Genomic DNA, 25,495 nt, shown 5'->3' with positions numbered 1-25,495 from the left:
TTCGAAATCGCATAAATAATTGATATTTGATGGTTTTATCAAAAAATGTTTATTGGTTTAGAGCTTCGCCACTACAGACATTTCTGTTTTCAATTCCTTCACCTACATATCTAACCCATTCTTTATCCGTCATTTCTTTTCTTTGCATTAAGCCACAAACATTATCAGACATTGTAGGAATATCTAATTCATATCTTCTTAAGTCGTGTCCTGAGGTCCCCACATAAAGTAAGTCCCCATGGTGTGCAAATGTGGCTTCGGACGCCCAAGCACCAAGATCATTTAGGATTATTGGAGATTCATTGGTTCTACCTTTCTCCACATTCCAAATTCTGGCAGATCCATCCAAACTTGTACTTACTAAACGGTGCTTCTCTTCATCAAATTTTAAACTTGTTACTTTAGTATCATGACCTTGTAAGTTATCTATTTCAGTACCAGTTAGTCGATCCCATAAAATTAACTTACCATCTTCAAAACCTAATGCAACCGTTTTTCCATCAGAAGAAAATGCCAATGCCGTTCCGGCTATATTTTTTCCACCATAAACTGCAAGTTCATCACAAGCATTGTCTAAACAATATTTTGATACTTCTCCAGAAGTTTTTGTAGCCCAAAGGCTACCATCTAAATTCGAAATATGTAAAGAAGTAATTTTTGAGTTTGATGTCTTGAATTCAGATACCGCAAATGACTCTGTATCTACAGAATAGATTTTCTTATTCTGTCCTGTTACATACAATCGATCTCCGAACTGATCAAATGAACCTGCCCATAATTGACCTTTGGATACTTTTATTTTCTTTATTGATTTAAATTCAGGATAGCTAAAAATTCTCACGCTTCCACTTTCAGTGTAAATAGCGGCTCTTCCTTTATCTCTTGATATGATTAATCCTCTCACAACACCATTATCATCGGAAAGAATTTCGGATTCTAAACTTCCATCTTTCCATGATCTAATTGCTCCATCAGAGCCTGCAGAAAATAGCGTTTTTTCTTCTTGGTCATAATATAAAGTTCTTACATAGTCCTCATGACCTTTCATAAGGTTAAAGTTCTCCCCTTTAAAGCTTTTAATTGATTGATATAAACCTTGGAATACATCCGGGTGAGGATTTAATCCTTTATACTGTTCATTAAATGCATAAGCTTGGGATGCCAATAATGCTTTTTGTGCTGGATCTTTTATTTGAAGTGATTTTACTGCTAGGGCTTGAGCAATAGAAAGGAAACGTAAAGTATCGGCTGATGCTTTTGCAGCATCTGCGTTCAATCTTTGTATCTCAGCTTCTCTCGTTCTCACCTCTGCTAATTGAGCACTCGCCAAAGCTTCCTCTTTCGCTTTTTCAGCATTTAATCTTTGATTCTCTGCTTCTGTTTGTGCTAAGAGTGCAAGTCTTGTTTGCTCTAGAGCCAAATTCTTTTGGTATTCAGCAGAATCTTTTGCCGCTTGAGCAATTAAAGTTTGTCGTTGTGCTTCATCTGCTGCTTCCTCCGCTTTTCTTTGTTCAGTTTCGGCTCTTTTTAAAGCCTCTTCCGCTGCTTTAGCATTTTTGTTCGCTTGTTCACCAAATTCTTGAGCTTCTTCACGGGCAATATCCGCCGCACGTGCTTTCATTTGTGCAAAAATCACAAGCATAATTGCTCCAATAGTTGCTGCTGCAAGAATTAAAGCAATAATCTTTGTTCTTTTGACAATACGTTTCTGAAGGCGTTCTTTTACTCTTTGTTCCTCCTCATATTCTTCCTGAGAGTTCTTTAAAAAAGTAATGGCCCTTTCATATGACGGTTCATATTGAACTGCCCAAGCTAAATTTGGTTTAAATCTTTCTCTCCACTGAATAGCAATATACAAATCAGGTGGCCTCCACAAACTTGCTTTTCCTTGTTGATATAAATCAGCAGCTTCCGATAAACGTTTGTATATTTTTACAGCTTCAAATTCTTCATCTACCCAATCTCTACAACGTATCCATACACGCATCAAAGATTCATGAGAAATATCAACAACAGATTCTGTAGTTAATTCTACTGATTGATCAGGAGTTAGTAAAGTACGACCGTTTGTTCTAAAACAATCAACAATATTTTCGATCACATCAACATCAGAACCTGCAATTTGAGCAAGTATCTTCACTTTTGTTGGGCGACGAATACCTCTACCATCTTCTCCTTTTTCTGTTAAGGCTTTGAATATTTTCTCACAGACGATTTTTTCTTCTTCAGATAAATCTCTGAAAGCCTCATCGGCGTGTTGGGATAACGCCTCGGCCATACCACCTATGGCCTCGTAGTGATGAATATCTAATTCATCAGAAATATTTGAGTGACCCGTCCAATACTCCCATGTCCTCATTAGGGCATGTTGCATAATTGGCAATTGGTCTTGTGTATCTCCTAAATCATTAAGAAGTCTTTGTAAAAGTCTAGAACTTATTTTTGCTCCTCCTACAGCTGCTGGCCCCATAATGGCTTCTTGCTTCTGCACACGAGTCATTTGAGGAATTAAGTAATGACTTTCATTGATAAGGTAAGTTAACTCGGGGAATCTAGCACAGTCACCAATATAGTCAGAACGCATAGTCATCACTACATAAATTGGTACTTTGGCTTGCTTAGTAGCTTCCACTAATAATTTGACAAAAGCCGAAGCCATTCCCATTGATAAATCTTCTGACTCTAATCTTGAGAATCTAAATAACTCCTCAAATTGATCAATTAATATCAGAAAATTCTCCCCTTCCTCTTCTTGTAACTTTTCTACAAGAGTTACCAAACCTTTTGATGATGACAACAGCATTGTTACCGCAACATTCAGCAATAACTCTTTATCCTCATCCGATTTTTTATGATAAGATTTAGTAGACTCTAAAACTGCTTTTGCTAAATTTTGAATTGGGTCTGTTCCTGGTCTTGAGGTAGACACGTTCCATTGTGAACCTTGCTTTTCCATGAAGCCCCCTTGAAGGGCTGGAATAAGACCACAATAAATTAGGGATGATTTACCTGAACCGGATGCACCTAAAGCGGCTACGAATCTATTTTTCTCTAGTCTCCATAAGACTTCTTCTGTTTGTCCATCTCTACCAAAAAACAAAAAAGTCTCGTCCGTACGGAACGGTCTCAATCCTGGAAATGGATTGAACTGCCCTGCAACGATTAACTTTTGCGTTTCAGTATTTGATGATGAAAAAGAATTCATTTAAAAACAGCTAGAGAAATATATTATTTAAAATACAAAAAATCTTTTTAAAGAGTTGACAAAAAACTGATTAAATCATCAGAAATCATTACATCATCATCTGCGAAAACCCCTACTGACTGATATAAGGGATTATGCTCTAATAGATCTGTTATTTCTGTAACCATTGAAAAGCTAGAACAAACTATAGCTTTCACTTTTAATGGCTCTTTTCTGCCTAAACCTGAAGCTCTTAAATTATCTTGAAGCTTCGCTTTTATCCACTCGATTGGTGCATTATCAACATAAACAATTGTACTGTTGCATAGCTGTAAATGTCTCTGATGTTGTCTTCTCATCAGTTTCGCACCTTGTCCAGTGTCCAATTTCAATACGCCAAACCCCATTGTATTTAACTTCGAGGCTAGACCATTGGCCTTGGTTTTATCAACGATATCATTCATTATATAAACTTTACGCTTATACATATCATCAACGTCGTCGTATGAGTTTTCTTGCCTTAAATCTCTTAATTCGCTATGAATTATTGATTTAAATTTTTCGAGATCTGTTCTAAACGTTAAAGAAAGTTCATGTTCATCTATATTTTTCAATAGTTTTTCAACATAAAACTTACGTTTGTCCGACTCAAATCGAATCGCTGGAGGCACCCAAATTAACTTTTTAAATGTCTCTTGATGGTCACCAACATACTCTTCCGTAACTTTTTCCTCCCATTCCTGAACAGAAAAAACTTCGTTATCAGAATCAGTTCCATCTCTTCCTCCGGCAAGATGAATTGCTACTGTTGATTTACTTAAATCTTGATATTGCTGAGTAGATATATCGTTCGTATTTTGACCATAATCAACAGTAGGATATACTTGATATCCATATGCTTTTAAGTCTCTTTTAAGGAGTAAACGTTCCATTCTCAAATCATCTGAAGTTTCTCCTAAAAAAACACTCCTTTGATAATCTACTTTATCTATTTGATATTCATATATATCTAACGCTAAATCTGAAATCAGTAACCAAAAATAAATTCTATAACCTTCTTGAATAGGAAGTTCTAGAGTTACTTTTTTATTAATTCTTGTTTCAAATTTTGAAAGATAATACGATTGCAACCCTTTTAGTGCATCAGGTTGTTGGTTATTTGGTATATCATGCAATAAGAGTTTATAGTTCTTCTTTGATGAATCTAGGATAACATCATTCAGATATGCTTCATTATCCACTAAAAAATAGACAACAATATCAGCCTCCACTAAAACTGTTTGTGTGTATCCTACTCTAGTCTCTACAGAAACACCTTTCATTTCTTTAAAGGATACTTGTAACGCATCTGAAAGTAAGTACCCTAACTCTTGGTGTTGTTCACTAAGATCATTTTGAGTAGTTACACATTCGATTTGTATAAGCATAGAGAAAAATTCAAATTAGCTCTTCAGTAGTTGTTTGTTTACATATTCTACAAAAGATATTCCATAACAGTTATTAACAGCACGGTAAATACGTAAAAAAATAGGTCTAACGCAACGTTAAACCTATTTTATATTAAAAATCTATAATAATATTAGAATTATACTAATTCAGCATTTGAGATTCCATCCAATAACTCCATATCTTCATCAGATAATTCAATATTGAATAAAGCAGAATTTCTAAGTAAATGATCTCTCTCTTCAGCTTGTGGTAAAGTCACCACTCCACTTTGTAAAATCCATCTTAATGCAATTTGACAAGGAGCTACATTGTATTTTTCGGCTATCTTCACTACTTCTGGTAGTTCTAATACCTTTCCATGCTTTAATGCACCTATAGAAATGAGTTGTATACCATTATTTTCACAGTATTTCATCATTTCTGGATCCAATACCATTGGATTAAATTCTATTTGATTAGCGACAGGGAATACATCAGCATGATCAATTAATTGCTCTAATTGTGTAATAGTGAAATTACAAACACCAATTGCTCTAACTCTTCTTTCAACATAAAGCTGTTCTAATGCTCTCCAAGTTTCTTCTGTCGATTCATCAAGAGGATGTTCGATCATTAATAGATCGATGTAGGTCAATCCTGCTTTTCTTAATGTCTCGTTAAATACGTTGATGGTGTTATCAAAACCATGGAATTCATCTCCCACTTTTAATGAAACAAATAATTGGTCTCTGTCGATTGCCGATTCGTTAATCGCTTTTCCGAATCCGATCATATTATTATATCGAGTGGCACAGTCAAAATATCTATAACCAATTTGTAGAGCTCTCTTTGTCGCATTGTAAATTGGCATGCCTTCTGAAATTTGGGAGATGTTCATTCCTAAGAAAGGCATTTTTACGGTATTTCTGAGTGTGAAAGTACCGTTCATATCAAAGATATTGAACTTACGTCTTTTAATGCTAATCATAATACTGCTGTCTAATGGTTGTCTATTGTTAATTAATCGTTGCGAATGTGTGTGTTTGTGTTATTACATTAGCAATATCATTCTTTAATTCTTTACAAACATTGACAAATATCAGCAGTTAGTATGGTTTAATATCAGTCAAAACTACACTTAATCGTGATAAATATTATTTACAGTTATTTTGAAAGGTGTTTTTAACACTTATCTTGCGATAATGGTAATTAATATCACCTTTTTAATATTGATACTTATTTTTCCACATATTTTGAAGTCTCTTCAGCATTTCTTGCTCTCTAGGGTTTTGTTTTGGCTGATAAATGATCTTCCCTTCTAAACTTTCCGGCATATATTCCTGTGGTTGGAATCCTTGAGGATCGTTGTGGGGATATATATATGCATCTCCATACCCTAATTCCTTCATTAAAGATGTAGCAGCATTTCTCAAATGTAATGGCACAGGTAAATCCCCTGTAGTCTTTACAATTTTCTGTGCGTCTTTTACTGCTGCATAAGCTGCATTACTCTTTGGAGAACAAGCCAAATAAGTGGTCGTTTGTGATAATATGATTCTTCCTTCGGGCATACCCACAAAATGTACGGCTTGCATACAGTTATTTGCCATAATTAAAGCAGTAGGGTTTGCATTACCTATATCTTCTGATGCGGAAATAATCAAACGTCTTGCTATAAATTTAGGATCTTCACCTCCTTCAATCATTCTTGCTAGCCAATATACTGCGGCGTTGGGGTCGGATCCTCGAATTGATTTAATAAAAGCTGAAATGATATCATAATGAGCATCTCCTTTTTTATCGTAATGAACGGCCTTTTCCTGTGCTATTAAAGCCACTAAATCATCATTCACTTCGTATTCCCCTGCTTCATTTTCTTTAGCTGCTTCAATAGACAACTCCAAAAGGTTCATCAGACGTCTTGCATCACCTCCAGAGTATCTTAGTAATGCTCTATGCTCTTTTATGTTGATGTTCTTCTTTTTTAACACCACATCATCCTTTATAGCACGATTCACTAATTGAAGCAAATCATCTTTCCTTAAGTTTTCTAGAACATATACCTGAGATCTTGATATTAAAGCGGAATTGACTTCAAAAGAAGGATTCTCAGTGGTTGCCCCTACTAAAGTGATAATGCCTTTTTCTACTGCGTTCAATAAGGCATCTTGTTGAGACTTTGAAAAACGATGGATCTCATCAATAAATAAAATTGTACCATAGGCAAAACTTGCTTCTTTGATCACCTCTCTCACTTCTTTCACACCAGCACTGACCGCACTTAGTGTTTTAAAAGGTCTTTTAGTCGATTCTGCCAATAGTCTAGCTAATGTTGTTTTACCCACCCCTGGAGGGCCCCATAAAATCATAGATGGAATCGTCTTGCTTTCGACCATTCTTGTAAATACACCATCAGGGCCTAGCAAGTGTTTCTGACCTGCCACTTCCTGAATCGATCTAGGACGCATACGTTCTGCTAATGGGGTAGCTACTATCATGATTATTTTATTTTATTAATTGATGTTGCAATTTAAATCAAAAAATGATTCTTTTTATAGCAATTGTTTAATTTTTTAGAACTGAGAAGATTAGTTAATACTTATTGAGAATTAAGTATAAAAAAAAGGCCAAGCGATACATCACTTGGCCTTTTACTAATATGCTCTAAAAACTATGATTTAGAAGAATAGTTTGGAGCTTCTCTTGTAATTGTTACATCGTGTGGGTGAGATTCTTTCACACCTGCACCAGTAATTTTCACAAATTTAGCTTCATGCAATTGTTCAATAGTACCTGCGCCACAGTATCCCATACCTGCTTTAAGGCCACCTACTAATTGATACAATACTTCTTCTACTTTTCCTTTGTAAGGTACACGACCTGCGATACCTTCTGGAACTAGTTTTTTAATGTCGTCTTCTGCATCTTGGAAGTAACGGTCTTTCGAACCTTGGTTCATGGCTTCTACTGAACCCATACCACGGTACGCTTTAAACTTACGCCCTTCGAAGATGATCATATCTCCTGGAGATTCATCTGTACCTGCTAATAATGAACCAATCATTACCACGTTAGCACCACCTGCGATAGCTTTCACTAAATCACCTGAGAATCTAACACCACCATCAGCAATAAAAGGAACACCCATATCTTTCAATACAGACGCTGCTTCGAATACAGCTGATAACTGTGGTACACCTACACCTGCAATTACACGTGTAGTACAGATAGAACCAGGACCTACACCTACTTTGATACCATCAGCACCTGCTTCAGCCAATGCTTTCGCTGCTTCTGCTGTTGCGATGTTACCTACGATTACGTCTAAATCTGGGAATTCTTTCTTCACTTTTTTCAGACAGTCGATTACTCCTTTAGAGTGACCGTGTGCAGTATCGATACCAATAACGTCTACACCTGCAGCTTTTAGTTCAGAAACTCTTTCCATGATGTCTCCAGTTACACCTACTGCAGCACCTACTCTTAAACGACCGTATTTATCTTTACAAGCGTTAGGTCTATTCTTGTTTTTAAGGATATCCTTGTAAGTGATTAGTCCAACTAATTTGTTTGACTTACTTACGATAGGAAGTTTTTCGATTTTGTGCTCTTGAAGGATTTCTTGAGCCTCTTCCAAAGTTACGCCATCAGCAGCAGTGATCAACTCTCCTCTAGTCATCACATCTTTCACTGCAATCGATAAATCTTTTTGGAATCTTAAATCTCTGTTTGTTAGAATACCGATAAGGATACCCTCATCATCTACCACTGGAATACCGCCAATCTTGTATTCCCTCATTAATTCGTTAGCCTCGAATAATGTTTTATTTGCTGTTAACGTCACAGGATCTAAAATCATCCCTGACTGAGAACGCTTGACTTTTCGTACTTGGGAAGCTTGTTGCTGGATGGTCATGTTCTTGTGGATAAAACCTAATCCACCTTCCAATGCCATAGCGATTGCCAGGTCGGCCTCTGTTACTGTATCCATCGCTGCTGAAACTAAAGGAATGTTCAGAGAGATGTTTTTTGTCAACATTGTTTTTGTTGTAGTGTCTCGAGGAAGAATTTCTGAGAAACCTGGTCTTAAAAGCACATCATCATATGTGAGTGCTTCATACAAAACTTTACTTGGATCGATAGCCATTTGAAGCAAATAATTTAACTGTTATTATTTGCGATGCAAAATTATAACTTTAATCGGTTTCTCAATTATATTTCTAATAATTTTTTCTGAATAAAGTATAAAACGTAAAAAATTGATTTTCAGGCAACAAAAAAAGGACATACTTGTAACTTCAAGTATGTCCTTGTCTTTTTTGTGGGACGTACTGGATTCGAACCAGTGACCCCCTGCTTGTAAGGCAGGTGCTCTAAACCAACTGAGCTAACATCCCAATTTACACCTAATGTGTAGATTGGTGGGACGTATTGGATTCGAACCAATGACCCCCTGCTTGTAAGGCAGGTGCTCTAAACCAACTGAGCTAACATCCCAATAAATATTTCTGTGTGGGGCGTACTGGATTCGAACCAGTGACCCCCTGCTTGTAAGGCAGGTGCTCTAAACCAACTGAGCTAACACCCCAAATACACCTTCCGTGTAAATGGTGGGACGTATTGGATTCGAACCAATGACCCCCTGCTTGTAAGGCAGGTGCTCTAAACCAACTGAGCTAACATCCCAATAAATAATTCTGATCGTGGGGCGTACTGGATTCGAACCAGTGACCCCCTGCTTGTAAGGCAGGTGCTCTAAACCAACTGAGCTAACACCCCAAATACACCTTCTGTGTAAGTGGTGGGACGTATTGGATTCGAACCAATGACCCCCTGCTTGTAAGGCAGGTGCTCTAAACCAACTGAGCTAACATCCCAATAAATAATTCTGATCGTGGGGCGTACTGGATTCGAACCAGTGACCCCCTGCTTGTAAGGCAGGTGCTCTAAACCAACTGAGCTAACACCCCAAATACACCTTCTGTGTAAATGGTGGGACGTATTGGATTCGAACCAATGACCCCCTGCTTGTAAGGCAGGTGCTCTAAACCAACTGAGCTAACATCCCATTAAATCTGTTTTTCTTGACACCGTTTGTGTCATTGCGAGTGCAAAGGTAAGAGGAGATCTTTTAGTTACAAACATTCTAGTGTAAAAAAAAGTAAATGACATAACTAAAGACTGAATTTCAAGCGTATAAAAAAATAAAATTTTTCAACTTTATTTCTTCATACGCATTGAATATATTATTTCTCTAACCTTTTAATGGCCTTAGCAGCGATCGTATCACCAATAGCTAATGATGATGTAGCTGCTGGAGAAGGTGCATTTAGCACATTAATCATACGATCTTCTTCAACAAATAAGAAATCGTCGATTAATCCTCCATTTTTATCACATGCTTGTGCACGTACGCCAGAACCACCTACTTTTAAGTCAGATTGCTTTAAATCAGGCAGTAAACGTTGTAATGCTTTTGTAAAGGCTGCTTTTGAGTATGATCTATAGACTTCACCTAAACCTGTAGGCCAATATTTTGATGCTACTTTTAAGAATCCTTTCCAAGTCAAAGACTCCGTTAGTTCAGAAATGTTAACATCAGTTTTCTTATAGCCTTCACGTTTATAAGCTAGCACTGCATTTGGTCCCGCTTCTACTCCTCCATTAATCATTCTAGTAAAGTGAACTCCTAGGAATGGAAAGGCAGGATCTGGTACAGGATAGATTAAGTTTTTCACCAAATAATGTTTATTCGGCTTAATTTCGTAGTATTCCCCTCTAAAAGGAATGATACGCACATCCAATTTCTTTAATGCCAATTGAGCAATTCTATCACTATATAAACCTGCACAGTTGACTACTAATTTCGATCTGAATGTTTCTCTACCAGTAATTACTTCAACACCGATACTTCCCAAGCGAATTTCTTCAACTTTACTATGAAAGCGAATATCTCCTCCTAACCGATCTTGAAATACCTCTAAATATTTTTTTGTTACCTCAGTATAATCAATAATACCTGTTTGAGGCACATGTAAACCTGCAATACCATTACAGTAGGGCTCATATTCTTTAATCTGAGCAGCTGTAAGTCGCTTTAGGTTTTTTAAACCATTTTCTACACCTCTTTCATAAAGTGTATTTAAGTTATCCAATTCCTTTTGATCAGTAGCTACTACAATTTTTCCACATAAATCGTAGTTTACACCTTCCTCATCACAGAATTTGATTAATTGATTGTAACCATCAATACAGTTTAATGCTTTATGGGATCCCGGTTTATAATATAGTCCAGAATGAATCACCCCACTATTATGTCCTGTTTGATGTTGTGCTACGTCACCCTCTTTTTCAAGTACAAGTACTTTAAAATCTGGCTTCTGTTGTTTAATCTTCATTGCGGTAGCCATGCCGACAATACCAGCACCCACAATGATTACATCATAGACCATCTTTGTTGTTATTTTAGTTTGTTATTTAAATCAACAATGAGCTATCAAAAAATTTCTGATAGCTCATTGATTCAATTATTTATAGGTTATACCGCTGTTTCTTTTTTGAAAAGCTCAACGAAATCAGTTACTGACATAGTACCGATATCACCTTCACCTTTCTTTCTTACTGAAACTGCATTACCGTCCATTTCTTTTTCACCAACAATTAACATGTATGGTGTTTTCTGAACTTCTGCATCACGGATTTTTCTACCAATTTTCTCAGCACGTGCATCTACATTACCAGTAAACCCTGCTTCTTCTAAAGTTGACAATACATCGTATGCATAATCATTGTATTTATCAGAAACTGGAAGTAAAGTAAATTGCTCTGGTGCTAACCATAATGGGAAATTACCACCTGTGTGCTCAATTAGAATAGCAATGAAACGTTCCATTGACCCAAATGGCGCACGGTGAATCATTACCGGACGTTTCATTGAGTTATCAGAATCTTTGTATTCTAATTCGAAACGTTGTGGTAATTGATAATCCACTTGGATAGTACCTAACTGCCAAGATCTACCTAAAGCATCACGCACCATAAAGTCTAGTTTTGGACCATAGAATGCAGCTTCGCCATATTCTACCACTGTCTTTAAACCTTTCTCAGCTGCTACCTCTTCGATATCTTTTTCAGCTCTATCCCAATCTGATTCATTACCGATATACTTCGCTCTATCTTCTTTATCACGCAAAGAGATTTGTGCCAAGTAATCATCAAAACCTAAAGATTTAAATACATAAAGTACCAAGTCGATTACTTTACCAAATTCTTCTTTTACTTGATCAGGACGACAGAATAAGTGAGCATCATCTTGAGTAAAACCACGTACCCTAGTCAATCCGTGTAACTCACCTGATTGCTCATACCTATATACAGTACCAAATTCTGCTAATCTTACAGGAAGATCTCTATACGAACGAGGTCTAGATCTGTAAATTTCACAGTGATGAGGACAGTTCATTGGTTTCAATAAATACTCTTCACCTTCGTGTGGAGTATGAATTGGTTGGAATGAATCCTCACCGTATTTAGCATAGTGACCTGAAGTAACATATAGATCTTTTGATCCGATATGTGGAGTCACTACCTGTTGGTATCCTGCTTTTTGTTGTGCTTTTCTAAGGAAGTTTTCTAAACGCTCTCTTAAAGTAGTACCTTTTGGTAACCAAAGTGGAAGACCTTGACCTACTCTTTGAGAGAAAGTAAATAAATCTAGCTCTTGACCTACTTTTCTGTGATCTCTTTTCTTTGCTTCCTCTAATCTCTCTAAGTACTCTGTTAATTCCTTTGCTTTGGGGAATGTAATACCGTAGATACGAGTCAACATTTTATTTTTCTCATCACCTCTCCAGTAAGCGCCTGCAACAGACATCAATTTAATTGCTTTGATAAAACCTGTATGAGGAATGTGTGGTCCACGACATAAATCGGTAAACTCTCCTTGCTTGTAAAAAGTGATCTGTCCATCCTCTAAACCTTCTAAAAGGTCTAATTTGTATGGATCTTCTTTTTCTTCGAAATATTGAACAGCATCAGATTTAGAAATATCCTCGCGCACGTAGATATTCTTTTTCTTTGCTAGTTCTTTCATTTTCTTCTCTACATTGACTAGTTCCTCAGATGAGAATTCATGATCACCGAAATCTACATCATAGTAGAAACCATTCTCGATAGAAGGTCCGATACCCAATTTTACACCAGGGTATAAAGCTTCTAAAGCTTCTGCCATTAAGTGAGCTGATGAATGCCAAAAAGTTTGCTTGCCATCCGTATCATTCCACGTTAATAATTTTACATTTGAGTCTGCGGTCAATGGTCTGGTAGCATCCCAAACTTCTCCATTTACTTCTGCTGCTAGTACATTTCTAGCCAATCCTTCACTGATGCTCTTTGCTACATCCAATGAAGACGCTCCGCTTTCGAACTCTCTTACCGAATTATCCGGTAATGTAATTTTAATCATTGTGGTATATAAATTTTAATTTTTAAATCCCCCCATTTGTGCCCCTACAACTGACCACAAAATTTGCTGTGAGAATTTCGATGTGCAAGCTAACATATTTACCGCTTTTTTCCTTACAAATAAATAGAATAAGTGTTATAACTTAAATATTAATACTTTAACTACATATCTATAAAAAAGATTTATGGATTACTTTCCTAAAGTAATCTTACCCACCTGTTCATTTTAGGAATGAAAATCATTGACGAGTTTATTTACTAAATTTTTTATAACAAAACATAAATGATAAAGCATCTAAAAATCACCTCCGATTTATTGATTTTTTTATATGATATTATAAAATTTTTAGGATTCCCCCTTTTCTTTCCTATTTTCGCAATTCTATATTATTCACATACTTTCAATTATTTATTTAAAAAATGCAACAATTAAACGAGATATTAAGTCTAATCGACAGTTATATCGGTGGTTCTAATTGGTTTGTTGCACTACTATTGCTAACAGGCTTATTTTTCACAATTTACTTAAAGTTTCCTCAGATACGTTTCTTTAAACATGCACTTGATGTAGTTCGAGGCAAGTTTGACGAGAGTGATGATGAAGGTGACACTTCACACTTCCAAGCCTTAGCAACAGCTCTTTCAGGTACTGTTGGTACGGGTAACATTGCTGGTGTAGCATTAGCTATTCACCTTGGTGGACCCGCAGCCTTATTTTGGATGATCGTGACTGCCTTTTTTGGTATGACGACAAAATTTGTCGAAGTATCATTATCTCATAAATACAGAGAAAAAACAGCAGACGGAACCATGGCAGGTGGACCAATGTATTTCATGAAAAACAAATTGAACATGAAATGGTTGGCAGTAATTTTTGCCATAGCTACTGTATTATCTTCTTTTGGCACGGGTAACCTTCCTCAAGTAAACAGTATTGCCTCTTCTATTCATGCCACATTTGGTATAGAAACATATATAACGGGAGCAATCCTTTCTGTATTATTAGCTTTTGTAATTCTAGGAGGTATTAGTAGAATTGCAGCGGTAACTGAAAAACTAGTGCCTTTAATGGCTGTTGTTTACTTTATTGGCTGTATTGCAGTAATTTTTTATAACATTGAAAACATTCCTGATTCTATCAGTAGAATCATGTCTGATATATTTAGTGGCACTTCAGCTACAGGTGGTTTCCTTGGAGCGTCATTAGCTTACGCATTTAATAGAGGTGTCAACAGAGGTCTTTTCTCTAACGAGGCCGGACAAGGTTCTGCACCAATTGCCCATGCTTCTGCAAAAACAAAAGAACCTGTTTCTGAAGGTATGGTAGCCATCTTAGAGCCATTTATTGATACTATTCTGATCTGTTCTTTAACAGGTCTTGCCCTTCTTTCATCGAATGTTTGGAGAGAAAAGTTAGACAACAAATTCCAACAAACAGACTTGGTTGTTTTGAGTCAACAATATGATGACAACAAAAGCAATCCAAATAATGACCGTTTGCTTCTTGCAAAGCATGTGAGTGGAGAAGAAAAATTACCTTTATTTAATGGTTCATTGGAAGTGGTGAATGGTAAGATCATGAACTCTGTTTCTCTTATCCATGCACGATCTCTTGCTGAAAATGTAATGATCAGCTATGATGGAGAGAAGTTCTCAGGTAAGCTAGAAGTAGTTGATGGTAAAATCAATTGGCTAGATAAATTGGTCATTAATGGCAAATCATTAATTCACAGTTCACCACTTACAAGTGAAGCCTTTAAAAGAAGTTACTTCGGAGAAAAAGGTAAATTCATTGTATCTATTGGTCTTTTGTTATTCGCCTTTTCTACAGCCATTTCATGGTCGTATTATGGTGATAGAGCCATGACGTTTTTATTAGGACCGAAATCTGTAATATATTACAGAGGTGTATATGTAGTGGCTTTCTTTGTTGGTTCTTTTGCTGATACTACAATTATCTGGACACTTTCCGGAATTACCATAGCACTAATGACTATCCCTAACCTTATCGGTATTTTGATATTAAGTAAGGACATGAAGAGTAGTCTATCAGAATATAAAGACCATATGAAATCGAAGTTCGGAGCCGACATTTAATAGCGGCTTTTCAGATAAAAAAACGCCCAACATTTCAAATGAAATGTTGGGCGTTTTACTTTATGTAGTAACATAAAGACGTAAACTGTTAAGTTCACGATTTCAACCAGCTATGAAGACAAAGGATTAAGACAAAGCCTTAACTTTTGACTAATTCAAATATACAATAATCTTATTATTAACAAATGATATTTAATGATTATGTCATTAACATTTTACACATTTGAGGAAATAATCATAAAATCACTATAAATAATACAAAATTGATAATTTGTAAGCTGAATATTGAATTATCTTAATGTAACTACAGTTACTCCGGCACCACCACGATCCGGGTGATCATCGGAAACATTTTTTATTCCTCGGAAAGATTTCAAGTGATTTCTTACTACTTCTCTTAAAGCACCTGTTCCTTTCCCATGAAGGATTCTTACTTCAGTTTCTCCCAACATGATGGCAGAATCCATAAAGTCATCTAATTCGTACATCACTTCTTCTGCCCTTTTCCCTCTAAGATCTAATTGAGTATTAAAATCAATTCTCTTTTGGGTGATACTAGAAGCTGCACTCATTGTAGAATGTTTCTCTCTCGTTTCTTTTCTGAAAGTTTTCTTACTGATACGTTCCAAACGGTTCAGCTTCACTTTTGTGCGAAGTTCTCCTACTAAGATCTCTGCTTCTCTTTGTGAAACTGATGCCACTTCACCCATTGTATTCTGGCCTTTCACCCTTACGGCGTCGCCAACAACAATAGTTCCTCCAATGACCTCATAAACTTCCTCAGGTTTATCCTGATTCTTTTTACTTGGTTTATTAGAGTTTTTGAAGTTTTCTATATTTTGACGTAACTGTTTTGTCTTTTCTTTATCTGCCTTGGTCTCTTTGATCTCCTTAATGGCTTTTTCAATCTTCTGATTGGCTGTATCCAGTACCTTTTGAGCATCTTCTCTTGCCTTATTCATGATCTTCACTTTTTTGTTTTGAAGATCCAAAGACTGTTTCTCAAATTTTTCTTTGGCAGATGACAACTTCTGCTCAAGACGATTAATTTCTTTATTTTTTTGGTTAAGTTCCTTCTTTTCTTGTTCAAGATTTCGAAGTAACTCTTCCATGTTAATCTTCTTACGCCCTGCCTTATGTCTAGCAATATTGACTACCTTTTTGGGCAAACCAATCTTTTGAGCAATTTCCAAAGCAAAAGAAGAACCCGGCTGACCTTGCTCTAGTTTATATAAAGGCTGAAGGTTCTCCACATCATAACGCATGGCTCCGTTTTGTAACCCTTGCTGTCTTTCTGCATAGAATTTAAGGTTAGCATAGTGAGTTGTAATCACACCCCACATTTCCTTACGGTTCATTTCTTCAAGAATTGATTCCGCTATTACACCACCTAATTCCGGTTCAGTACCCGAACCAAATTCATCGATCAGTACCAAAGTCTTACTTCCTCCTTTTGTCAACATCGCTTTCATGTTGGTCAGGTGAGAAGAATATGTTGAAAGGTCATTTTCTAAAGATTGATCATCACCATAATCCATCATGATATCTTCGAAAACACCCATCTTAGATCCTTCAACCATAGGTACGAGCATACCACATTGGAACATGTATTGCACCAATGCTACAGTTTGCATTGCAATGGATTTACCACCCGCGTTTGGTCCAGAAATGACAAGTACACGACCTCTTTCTTGATCCAACTCAATCTTCTGTCTTACCACCTCTTCTTTTCTTCCTTGCTCCATAAATGAGTTAAGAAGTATGGGGTGTGCCACATGATACCAAGCCACTAAAGGTTCGTCTACAATAACAGGTTTTATCGATTCCTGATGCATGGCAAACTTTGCTTTTGCATTGATGAAATCAATAATACCCAAGTAATTATTACCTTTTCTTAAACCTGGAACTTCAGGTCTAATCTTATTCGTGATTTCAGTTAGAATACGAATCACCTCTTGTCTTTCTCTCAGCTCTAAATCTTTTATAGAGTTATTCAGATCCAAAAGTTCTTGAGGTTCGATATATACTGTCTGACCTGTTGATGAAGCATCGTGCACAAAGCCAGTGACATGTCTTTTATGTTCAGCAGGTACCGGAACTACAATTCTACCTTCTCTTAAAGTGGGTTTTGCATCTTCCTTAGCATATCCACTTTTCTTCATGGATTGCATCACTGATGCTGTTTTCGATCTCAAGCTGTTCAACTGCTTGTTAAGTTGAGAACGGATACTCACTAATTCAGGAGAGGCATTATCTCTAATTTTTCCTTTATCATCTAAAATCATATCAATTTGATTTAGAATTAAAGGATTGAATTCGATGTGTTCACTTACTTTTACCAACTCAGGATATAAAGTAGGATCACAAGCATTAAAAAAATGAAGACATTCTTTAAGCGTACTTAAAGCCGTTTTTAGATCAAATAATTCCTCTTCTAATAGAAATGCATTTATAATTTCCGACTTATCTAAATAGTTAGCTACATCAATATAGCCTGAGTGAGGGAATGATTCTCCCGCTTCATAAATACGAACGCATTCATCCACTTGGGCGACACGCTGATTTATGAATCTTATATCAGAAGTGAAACGCATACGATCTACATAACTACGCCCTACTTCTCCATTACATTTATCCTTTAAAATTTCTCTCAGTTTATCAAAACCAAGTTTTTCTTCTAAATTTTTCGGATATAACATATTTTTCCTTTGTTCTTTTTATAGCAAAATGATGATGCACCGAAATACATCATCATTTTATTGTATTGTTGACTTAAGACTATCTTAAGTTTTCTTTCATCAATTTAATTTCCTGTTCCAATTTCTCATACCACTCTGCACCATATTTGGCAGTCAGTGGGCCTTTTAAAAATTGATAAACAGGCACCTTTAACTCCTTACCTAGAACACAAGCGTCGCTACAAATCTCCCAACGGTCGTAATTTACAGCATCATACGCCTCATAACTTGATATTCTTGCCGGATATAAGTAGCAAGAAATAGGTTTTCTATACGTTATTTTACCGTCGATATACGCTTTTTCAATAGCACAATGTAAATACTTTTTATCATCGTAAACTGCGTAAGCACACTCTCTGTTATTGATAGTAGGTGTAGAATAATCTCCTTCAAAATCCTTGATATATTTACCTTGCTTTTCCACTTCTTGGATGCCTGCTTCAGACATATATGGTTTCACAGTTTCATAAACTTCTTCGATTTTTTCCAACTCGTCGTCATTCAAAGGTGCTCCAAGATCACCTTCTACACAACAAGCACCTTTACATTTGTCCAAGTTACAGACAAACTCCTCGTCCATCATATCGTCACTTAGGACTACTTTATCTACTACTATCACGGTTTTATATTCTAGATGAGATGTAAAATTTTCACAAAGTTACAAAAAACGTATTTCTTACTGAAGAAATCATTCTTTTTCCGTTAACTTTTGAAAATCAAATCAAACTTATTTTATGTATTGATCACCATTCGCTTTTGATCTGTTGTTAAAAACGAATTGTCAAGAATAAAAAAAGGGTCAACTTAATGCATAAGTTGACCCTTAAATCTATATCAAAATGTACTATACAGAAACGTTGTTATCTCTTAACGCATCGTTAAGTGATGTTTTTCTATCAGTACTTTCTTTTCTTTGACCAATGATGATAGCACATCCTACTGAGAATTCACCTGCTGGGAATTTCTTAGTGTAGCTACCTGGAATAACTACTGATCTTGGAGGTACATAACCTTTGTATTCTACTGGCTCATCTCCTGTTACATCGATAATTTTTGATGAAGCAGTTAAAGTAACGTTAGCACCTAATACAGCTTCTTTACCAATGTGAACACCTTCTACCAAGATACATCTTGAACCAACAAAAGCACCATCTTCGATAATTACTGGAGCTGCTTGAACTGGCTCAAGAACACCACCAACACCAACACCACCTGAAAGGTGAACATCTTTACCGATTTGTGCACAGCTACCTACAGTTGCCCAAGTATCTACCATAGTACCAGAATCAACATAAGCACCAATGTTTACGTATGATGGCATCATGATTACTCCTTTGTTCACAAAAGAACCGTAACGAGCAATGGCATGAGGAACTACACGAACACCTTTTTCAGCGTAATCGCTTTTTAAAGGAATTTTATCGTGGAATTCGAAAGGACCTACTTTAATAGTTTCCATTTCTGCCAATGGGAAGAACATAATTACCGCTTTCTTCACCCACTCATTCACCTGCCAACCATCAGCTACAGGCTCTGCACATCTTAATGTTCCTTTATCTAATTCTTCAACTGTTGCTTTAACAGCATCAATATATTCTTGTTGTTTTAAGAGAGCACGGTCTTCCCATGCTGCCTCGATTAGTTGTTGTCTTGACATTTTTCTAAAACGAAAACTTAGTGTTTGAGATAATAAAAGCTCAGGCCTTTATATTTGAGTTGCAAATCTACAAATTCACAAGGAAGTTTCCATTGATACAGAAAAAATAAACATAATACAACATTTTGTTATAAATATAACAAAAAAATGCTAGCCATAGGACTAGCATTTTGTGAGTTGTAGATTTGTTTTATTCTACTATTTCTTGTTTATGATGCTCTTTCCAATCATTCTCAAACTTTTCAACTACACTTCCATTAAATTGATATTCGTGCATCATTTCTGAATTGGGTTTCAATAATCTTTCTACGTCATCTACCCAATCTTCTTCTGCAACAGCTACAATTGCAGATGATCCTGGTTTTAGAGAATCCTTGATGTCCTTAATCAAATCTATTGGAATGTTTAAGGCATCACTTTTTAGCCAACCTGCTAAAGCTCCTACTCCAATTGAAGCAGCCATTGAGCCTGCGAGTACTTCAGCAGTAAATAGTGCTGCACCATAGATTGCCCCAAATGGACCAATCAAAAGCATTACTAAACCGCCAATTACGGCTCCCCAAAAAGCATCACGTCCTACTGTGTCGTGAAGTTCAGTCTTCCCATTTTCTTTTTTTGTGATGACTGTATAAGCACTTAAATCGAGTTCATCTTTTTTCTCTTTGCTGAAAAGAATGTCGAATTCTTCTTGTGCTTTTTTCTCGTTATCGTAAACTGCAATGATTAATTTTTTGTCCGCTTTCATAATAGTATAAAGTTAAAATCCGAGAATCTGATAATTCTTTTGTTGTATTTATTACACTTCTAATATCATGAAATTAATATCACATTTTGATGATCACGGTCACTTAATTAAAATCTTTCGTCATTGTAAAATTCTCATTATCAATTATATTGTTTATAATTTGCCAAGTTGCTTTTAATGCGGAACTATTTAGGTCAACCACCACTTTTTCATGATATGGCTGGGGTAAAATTACGTTTTGATCTTTAGGATATTGAGGTAAAACAGCCTCACTTTCATTCTGTAATTGATCTAAAGAAGTAATTAAATAGGTATAATCCTCCAATTGAGATGTACGTTTATCTATAAACTCTAACTGAGAGGAAGGTAGTATTTTTAAAATTTCATGTGGACTATCAATATTAGGCAACTTTCCACTCCTTGTAGAATAAATTACGTAATATTTTGGTAGATCACCATCATCTGCCATTGCCGGTGTTTTCCATTGTATTTTTACCCCTTCATCAGTAGCAAAAATCTCAGGTTCTAGAGGTATTTGAGGTGGCCGACCATCAATCCATGGCATTTGTGGAATTAATGCTGGCGTAGGATATATTGCCTTCAAAGAGTCTGCTATTCCTCCCTGATTATTCCATACAGAAGTAGAATTATAAAGGATACTGCCCTCTACCTTATCCATATTTCTAGCAGTAACAATCTGAAGAGGCATCTCTTCTTTATCTCTCCAACCATTCTCTAGCGATCTATCAACACGATAAACGGCATGACCTGCATATAAATGTTTTCCGAAAGAATTATTTGACCACCATTCTAAGGTAGGAATAAATGGAATACTTCTATGTTTCGTTGATTGATACAATTGTGGAGCAACATAATCTATCCATCCATTCATTAACCATAAGCGAACATCAGCATATAAATGATCATAGGAAGTGTAGCCGGAACGTGTAGGCGATCCATCATAATCGTCTCTTTCGTTTCTCCACACACCAAATGGACTAACACCAAACTTCAAAGAAGGCTTCTTGTTTACTATCAATCGATGTACACCTTCTACAAACGTATTTATGTTTCTTCTTCTCCAATCTCTAATCGATTCATTGGCCACTCTATACTTTCTCCATGTTGAACGATCAGCTTTTAACTCACCATGATCGGGATATGGATAGAAATAGTCATCAAAATGTAAAGCATCAATATCATAATTAGAAATGAGTTCTTCTATTACAGAATTAACATATTGATGTACTTCTGGCAAACCAGGGTTTAAAATTTTTAAGGTATTGTATTCCAAAACCCACTCTGGGTGTGTCTTAGAAATATGATCATCACATACTTTTACATACTGAGTATTCGTCACAGCTCTAAAAGGATTCACCCAAGCATGAAATTCCATTCCTCTTTTATGCGTCTCTTCGATCATAAATTCCAAAGGATCATAAAATGGCTTAGGGGGCATTCCTTGTTTTCCACTTATGCTCAACGACCAAGGTTCAATATTACTTGGATAAATAACATCAGCACTTGCTCTTACTTGAACAATCATTGCATTTGCTCCTCTTTTCTGATGAAAATTCAACAATGAAATAAAGTCTCTTCTTTGTTGTTCAGCAGAATCTTTCTCACTAAATGGCCAATCGATAGCATTTAATGTAGCTACCCATACTCCCCTAAACTCTCTTTTTGGTAAAGTTTTTTGAGAAAACACCTTACTAGTAGTTAGGATGATTAAAATAAGAGTAATGTTAAAAAATATCCTCATTATATCAGAGAGTTGAACAATTTGTCAAGTGTAAAAAATATTTTTATAAATTTGTCAATTCACAAAATTACGATAATGAATCAATTCTTTAAAGATAAATCTAAATACTTCAAAATATTATTAGCTCTACCCATTATTTTTTTATCGAGCTGTGATTTTTTTGGATTGGATAGTGAGATGAAACATCTAACAATGAAAAACTTAGAACTCATTTCGCAAACTAGACTAGATAGTTTAGATCCTGCAGGAGAATGGTTAGAAGCCACTACCACTGCATATGTAAACACAAGAGATAGTGTAGCACAAAAGAATTTTATTGATCTTAATCAAATTACAAAAGGGAGTATCAATAGAATACAAATTTCTACTATTCATCCTTCAGATTCTACATTATTTATTGTCGATTCTGTAAATATCTTTTTTACAGACAACAATAGAAGTATTCAAGTAGGATTCCTTTACGATGTCCCCACGAATTCAACACCTAAACTATTGGATGCCAATATTGAACAATATGACGAGGGTGATTTGGGAAATTTATTCAGATCGGATACTGTTTTTATAAAGACAAGTTTTCACCTTAGAACATTGGTCAGATCGGATTCAATGAAATTTCAGGTGGATGCCCTTTATGGACTAAGAAATCATTAGAAATAATGATTTCATTTTTTTTTAAAAACACATATACATATGAACAAACTTTATACTTTGCTGGGTATATTATGCCTGCCTATTATCGCATTGAGCCAAACCGACAACCAAAGTACTCTATCGATTGATGACATCATGGGTGGAGAACACTTTATTGGTCAGACTCCACATAGTCCTTTCTGGGCAAAAGATAGCAAAACAGTTTATTTTTATTGGAATAAAGAAGATAAATCATTTGACCAGCTTTATAAGTTTGATGTAAAATCAAAAAAATATACTGTGGTTGATGCTGAAGAACAAAAGCATTTACCGACGTCAAAGGCTGTTTGGAATAAGAAAAAATCTCAATCAATATATTCAAAAGAAGGTAATATCTATCTATTTGATACTAAAAAGGGAATTTCTACTCAATTAACGAGTTCATCAGATTATGATTCTTCTCCCGAATATCTTTTAAATGAGGAGAAAATATCATTTAAAAGAGCAAATAATCTGTATACTTTGGATTTATCTAACGGACTGATTCATCAAATAACACATTTCAAAAAAGGGAACGCACCCAAAAAAGGAAAGAAATCTGATCAGCAAAAATTTCTTGAAGATCAACAATTAGAACTTTTTGAAATTGTTAGAAATAGAAAAGATAGAAAAGAAGAAAGCAAAGCACATAAGGATGCTTTAAAATTGAATAATACATCTAATATATATATCGGCAACAAATATGTATTTGATGTAAAGTTAAGCAGTGACGAAAATTATGTAGTGTATTCTTTAGGAACATCTGCTGGAAATTTTGCTACTGAAATGCCTGTATGGGTAGAGGGAACGGGATATGTGAAAATGCAAAATGCACGTGCGAAAGTTGGAAGTCCTGAAGATACCTATGAAAATTACATATACGATATTCAAAAAGATTCTGTAATTACCATTGATCTTTCAGGATTGGAAGGTTTAGACAAAACACCAGAATTTTTTAGCGACTACGATAAATCAGCTGAAGATTACAAAAAGACCGTGGTGATGCACGAAGCTCACTTCTCTCCTATTTCTAATCATGCTGTTGTCGATATTAGATCTTATGACAACAAAGATCGTTGGATTGCTCAAATCAATTTTATTGATGGCACCTTAACTCAAATTGATCATCAACACGATGAAGCTTGGATTGGTGGACCTGGCATTAGTGGTTGGAACTTTTGGGTCGCTCCTATTGGTTGGGTGAACGATGAAACAATTTGGTATCAATCTGAAAAAACAGGTTTCTCACATGTTTACACCTACAATGTAGTCTCCAAAAAGACTACTCAAGTTACTGAGGGTGCTTTTGAAATCAACGAAACAAAAGTATCTAACGATGGTCAATACTTTTATTTAACATCAAATAAAGAAAGACCTGCTGAACAACATCTGTATAAGGTAAGTATAAATGGAGGAGAAATGCTTAAAATAACGGAGAATGTAGGTAAGCATGAAACTCTGTTATCACCTGACGAAAAATACATTGTAGATAGATATTCTTATGCAAACAAGCCATGGGAAATCTACCTTCAACAAAACAAGAAAGGAGCTGAAAGTACTCAAATCACTAAATCGACATCAGAAGCATTTGATAATTACGAGTGGAGAGATCCTGAAATTATTCAATTTGATGCTAAAGACGGAGAAAAGGTGCATGCACGTATCTACAAACCATCAAAAGAAAAAGATTTACACAAGGCTGTGATTTTTGTACATGGTGCCGGTTATCTACAAAATGTTCACAAGTGGTGGAGTGCTTACCATAGAGAATACATGTTCCATAATTTATTAGTTGATAATGGTTATACTGTACTTGATATTGACTATAGAGCATCTGCTGGATATGGTAGAGATTGGAGAACTGGTATCTACAGACACATGGGGGAAAAAGATCTTTCTGATCATGTAGATGGTGCTAAGTATTTGATAAAAGAACATGGAATTGATGCTTCTAAAGTCGGTATCTATGGTGGATCATATGGTGGTTTTATCACCTTAATGGCCATGTTTAATGAAGGAGATACATTTAAGGCGGGTGCTGCTATTCGTTCAGTGACAGATTGGGCACACTATAACCACCCTTATACTTCAAATATCCTTAACACACCTGCTTTAGATCCGGATGCTTATAAGAAGAGTTCTCCAATTTATTTTGCAGAAGGATTAAAAGGAGATTTATTAATTCTCCATGGAATGGTTGATGATAATGTACAATTTTCTGATGTCGTACGATTATCACAAAGATTAATCGAACTGAAGAAAGAAAACTGGGAAATGGCCATATACCCTATTGAACCACATGGGTTTAAAGAAACAAGCAGCTGGATAGACGAATACAAAAGGATCTTCAAATTGTTCCAAGAAAAATTATAATTTTAAGAGGTGATCATTTTTTTGATCACCTTTTTTGTTTTTTTATTAATTATCACCAATATTAAATTGTGAAAACTTAATTTATTTCATTCTCATCACATTTTTTCATCTAAACACTTCTACTTCATGAAAACACCTGAATTAAAAAAACTGGATTGTTCATCATTGAACTGCCCTATGCCAATTGTTAGAATAGCAAAGTCAATAAGAACAATGAGTATTGGAGAAAAACTAGAAATTACCGCTACAGACCCTGCCTTTAAAGCTGATGTTGAAGCTTGGATTCGTAAAACTGGGCAACGAATGATTTCTTTCGTTGAGGAAGGAAAATCAAAAATTACGGTAATTGAAAAAATTAAATAATTAAAATTCAATTCTC

The 25,495-nt window shown here is 35.7% G+C and carries 16 protein-coding genes and 8 tRNA genes; 4 read left to right on the top strand and 20 right to left on the bottom strand.

Translation table 11 applies throughout. The annotated features are described in order from the left end of the window. Window positions 1–49 precede the first annotated feature (49 nt). The 15 genes from KMW28_RS08155 to thrS form a co-directional block, all read right to left on the bottom strand. On the bottom strand, window positions 50–3,205 hold the full coding sequence (locus KMW28_RS08155) for an nSTAND1 domain-containing NTPase (RefSeq protein WP_169664651.1): 3,156 nt from the start codon (window positions 3,203–3,205) through the stop codon (window positions 50–52). Between the two features lie 47 nt (window positions 3,206–3,252). Continuing rightward, window positions 3,253–4,611: a hypothetical protein gene (locus KMW28_RS08150; RefSeq protein WP_169664652.1), complete on the bottom strand. Its 1,359-nt coding sequence runs from the start codon at window positions 4,609–4,611 to the stop codon at window positions 3,253–3,255. A gap of 158 nt (window positions 4,612–4,769) precedes the next feature. Then, window positions 4,770–5,600 (bottom strand): aldo/keto reductase family protein, encoded by an 831-nt coding sequence (locus KMW28_RS08145; protein ID WP_084005806.1) that lies wholly within the window; start codon window positions 5,598–5,600, stop codon window positions 4,770–4,772. A gap of 235 nt (window positions 5,601–5,835) precedes the next feature. Further along, window positions 5,836–7,110, bottom strand: coding sequence for a replication-associated recombination protein A (locus KMW28_RS08140; protein WP_169664653.1), 1,275 nt, complete (start codon window positions 7,108–7,110; stop codon window positions 5,836–5,838). A gap of 173 nt (window positions 7,111–7,283) precedes the next feature. Beyond that, window positions 7,284–8,759, bottom strand: a complete 1,476-nt coding sequence (guaB, locus tag KMW28_RS08135; RefSeq protein WP_066208473.1) for an IMP dehydrogenase — start codon at window positions 8,757–8,759, stop codon at window positions 7,284–7,286. A gap of 175 nt (window positions 8,760–8,934) precedes the next feature. Continuing rightward, window positions 8,935–9,009 (bottom strand) — tRNA-Val (locus KMW28_RS08130). A gap of 22 nt (window positions 9,010–9,031) precedes the next feature. Continuing rightward, window positions 9,032–9,109: transfer RNA gene (locus KMW28_RS08125), tRNA-Val, on the bottom strand. A 16-nt stretch (window positions 9,110–9,125) separates the two neighbouring features. Next, window positions 9,126–9,200: transfer RNA gene (locus KMW28_RS08120), tRNA-Val, on the bottom strand. A 20-nt stretch (window positions 9,201–9,220) separates the two neighbouring features. Further along, window positions 9,221–9,298 (bottom strand) — tRNA-Val (locus KMW28_RS08115). 18 nt (window positions 9,299–9,316) lie between these two features. Beyond that, window positions 9,317–9,391, bottom strand: a tRNA-Val gene (locus KMW28_RS08110). Window positions 9,392–9,411: 20 nt separating this feature from the next. Next, window positions 9,412–9,489, bottom strand: a tRNA-Val gene (locus tag KMW28_RS08105). 18 nt (window positions 9,490–9,507) lie between these two features. Further along, window positions 9,508–9,582 (bottom strand) — tRNA-Val (locus tag KMW28_RS08100). A gap of 20 nt (window positions 9,583–9,602) precedes the next feature. Further along, window positions 9,603–9,680 (bottom strand) — tRNA-Val (locus tag KMW28_RS08095). A 178-nt stretch (window positions 9,681–9,858) separates the two neighbouring features. Continuing rightward, the gene (gene lhgO / locus KMW28_RS08090; protein ID WP_169664654.1) at window positions 9,859–11,064 is read right to left on the bottom strand and encodes an L-2-hydroxyglutarate oxidase; all 1,206 of its coding nucleotides are present in this window, start codon (window positions 11,062–11,064) and stop codon (window positions 9,859–9,861) included. A gap of 86 nt (window positions 11,065–11,150) precedes the next feature. Continuing rightward, the gene (gene thrS / locus KMW28_RS08085; protein WP_169664655.1) at window positions 11,151–13,076 is read right to left on the bottom strand and encodes a threonine--tRNA ligase; all 1,926 of its coding nucleotides are present in this window, start codon (window positions 13,074–13,076) and stop codon (window positions 11,151–11,153) included. Window positions 13,077–13,495: 419 nt separating this feature from the next. Between thrS and KMW28_RS08080 the strand changes: the two genes are divergently transcribed. Next, window positions 13,496–15,172: an alanine/glycine:cation symporter family protein gene (locus tag KMW28_RS08080; protein ID WP_066208480.1), complete on the top strand. Its 1,677-nt coding sequence runs from the start codon at window positions 13,496–13,498 to the stop codon at window positions 15,170–15,172. Window positions 15,173–15,462: 290 nt separating this feature from the next. On the opposite strand, the gene KMW28_RS08075 is transcribed toward KMW28_RS08080, so the two are convergent. The 5 genes from KMW28_RS08075 to KMW28_RS08055 form a co-directional block, all read right to left on the bottom strand. Then, complete coding sequence (locus KMW28_RS08075; protein ID WP_169664656.1) at window positions 15,463–17,871, bottom strand: endonuclease MutS2; 2,409 nt, start codon at window positions 17,869–17,871, stop codon at window positions 15,463–15,465. A gap of 79 nt (window positions 17,872–17,950) precedes the next feature. Then, window positions 17,951–18,529, bottom strand: coding sequence for a DUF3109 family protein (locus KMW28_RS08070; RefSeq protein ID WP_169664657.1), 579 nt, complete (start codon window positions 18,527–18,529; stop codon window positions 17,951–17,953). Window positions 18,530–18,754: 225 nt separating this feature from the next. Continuing rightward, window positions 18,755–19,567: a 2,3,4,5-tetrahydropyridine-2,6-dicarboxylate N-succinyltransferase gene (locus tag KMW28_RS08065; protein WP_066208486.1), complete on the bottom strand. Its 813-nt coding sequence runs from the start codon at window positions 19,565–19,567 to the stop codon at window positions 18,755–18,757. A 190-nt stretch (window positions 19,568–19,757) separates the two neighbouring features. After that, the gene (locus tag KMW28_RS08060) at window positions 19,758–20,312 is read right to left on the bottom strand and encodes a DUF1269 domain-containing protein (protein WP_169664658.1); all 555 of its coding nucleotides are present in this window, start codon (window positions 20,310–20,312) and stop codon (window positions 19,758–19,760) included. 103 nt (window positions 20,313–20,415) lie between these two features. Continuing rightward, complete coding sequence (locus tag KMW28_RS08055) at window positions 20,416–22,020, bottom strand: glycoside hydrolase family 10 protein (RefSeq protein ID WP_183363933.1); 1,605 nt, start codon at window positions 22,018–22,020, stop codon at window positions 20,416–20,418. 246 nt (window positions 22,021–22,266) lie between these two features. Between KMW28_RS08055 and KMW28_RS08050 the strand changes: the two genes are divergently transcribed. From KMW28_RS08050 to KMW28_RS08040, 3 genes are all read left to right on the top strand, one after another. Then, window positions 22,267–22,725 carry a hypothetical protein gene (locus KMW28_RS08050; protein WP_158297619.1) on the top strand — a complete coding sequence of 153 codons (459 nt, stop codon included), beginning with the start codon at window positions 22,267–22,269 and terminating at the stop codon, window positions 22,723–22,725. A 39-nt stretch (window positions 22,726–22,764) separates the two neighbouring features. Beyond that, a complete protein-coding gene (locus tag KMW28_RS08045; protein WP_169664660.1) occupies window positions 22,765–25,116 on the top strand; it encodes a S9 family peptidase in 2,352 nt (783 codons plus the stop codon). 126 nt (window positions 25,117–25,242) lie between these two features. Continuing rightward, complete coding sequence (locus KMW28_RS08040) at window positions 25,243–25,479, top strand: sulfurtransferase TusA family protein (protein WP_169664661.1); 237 nt, start codon at window positions 25,243–25,245, stop codon at window positions 25,477–25,479. Window positions 25,480–25,495 lie beyond the last annotated feature (16 nt).

Origin of the sequence: Flammeovirga yaeyamensis (assembly GCF_018736045.1) — a bacterium.
Classification (GTDB): domain Bacteria; phylum Bacteroidota; class Bacteroidia; order Cytophagales; family Flammeovirgaceae; genus Flammeovirga; species Flammeovirga yaeyamensis.
The sequence above is the reverse complement of the archived record's forward strand: the minus strand, read 5'-3'. Positions and strand labels throughout refer to the sequence as shown.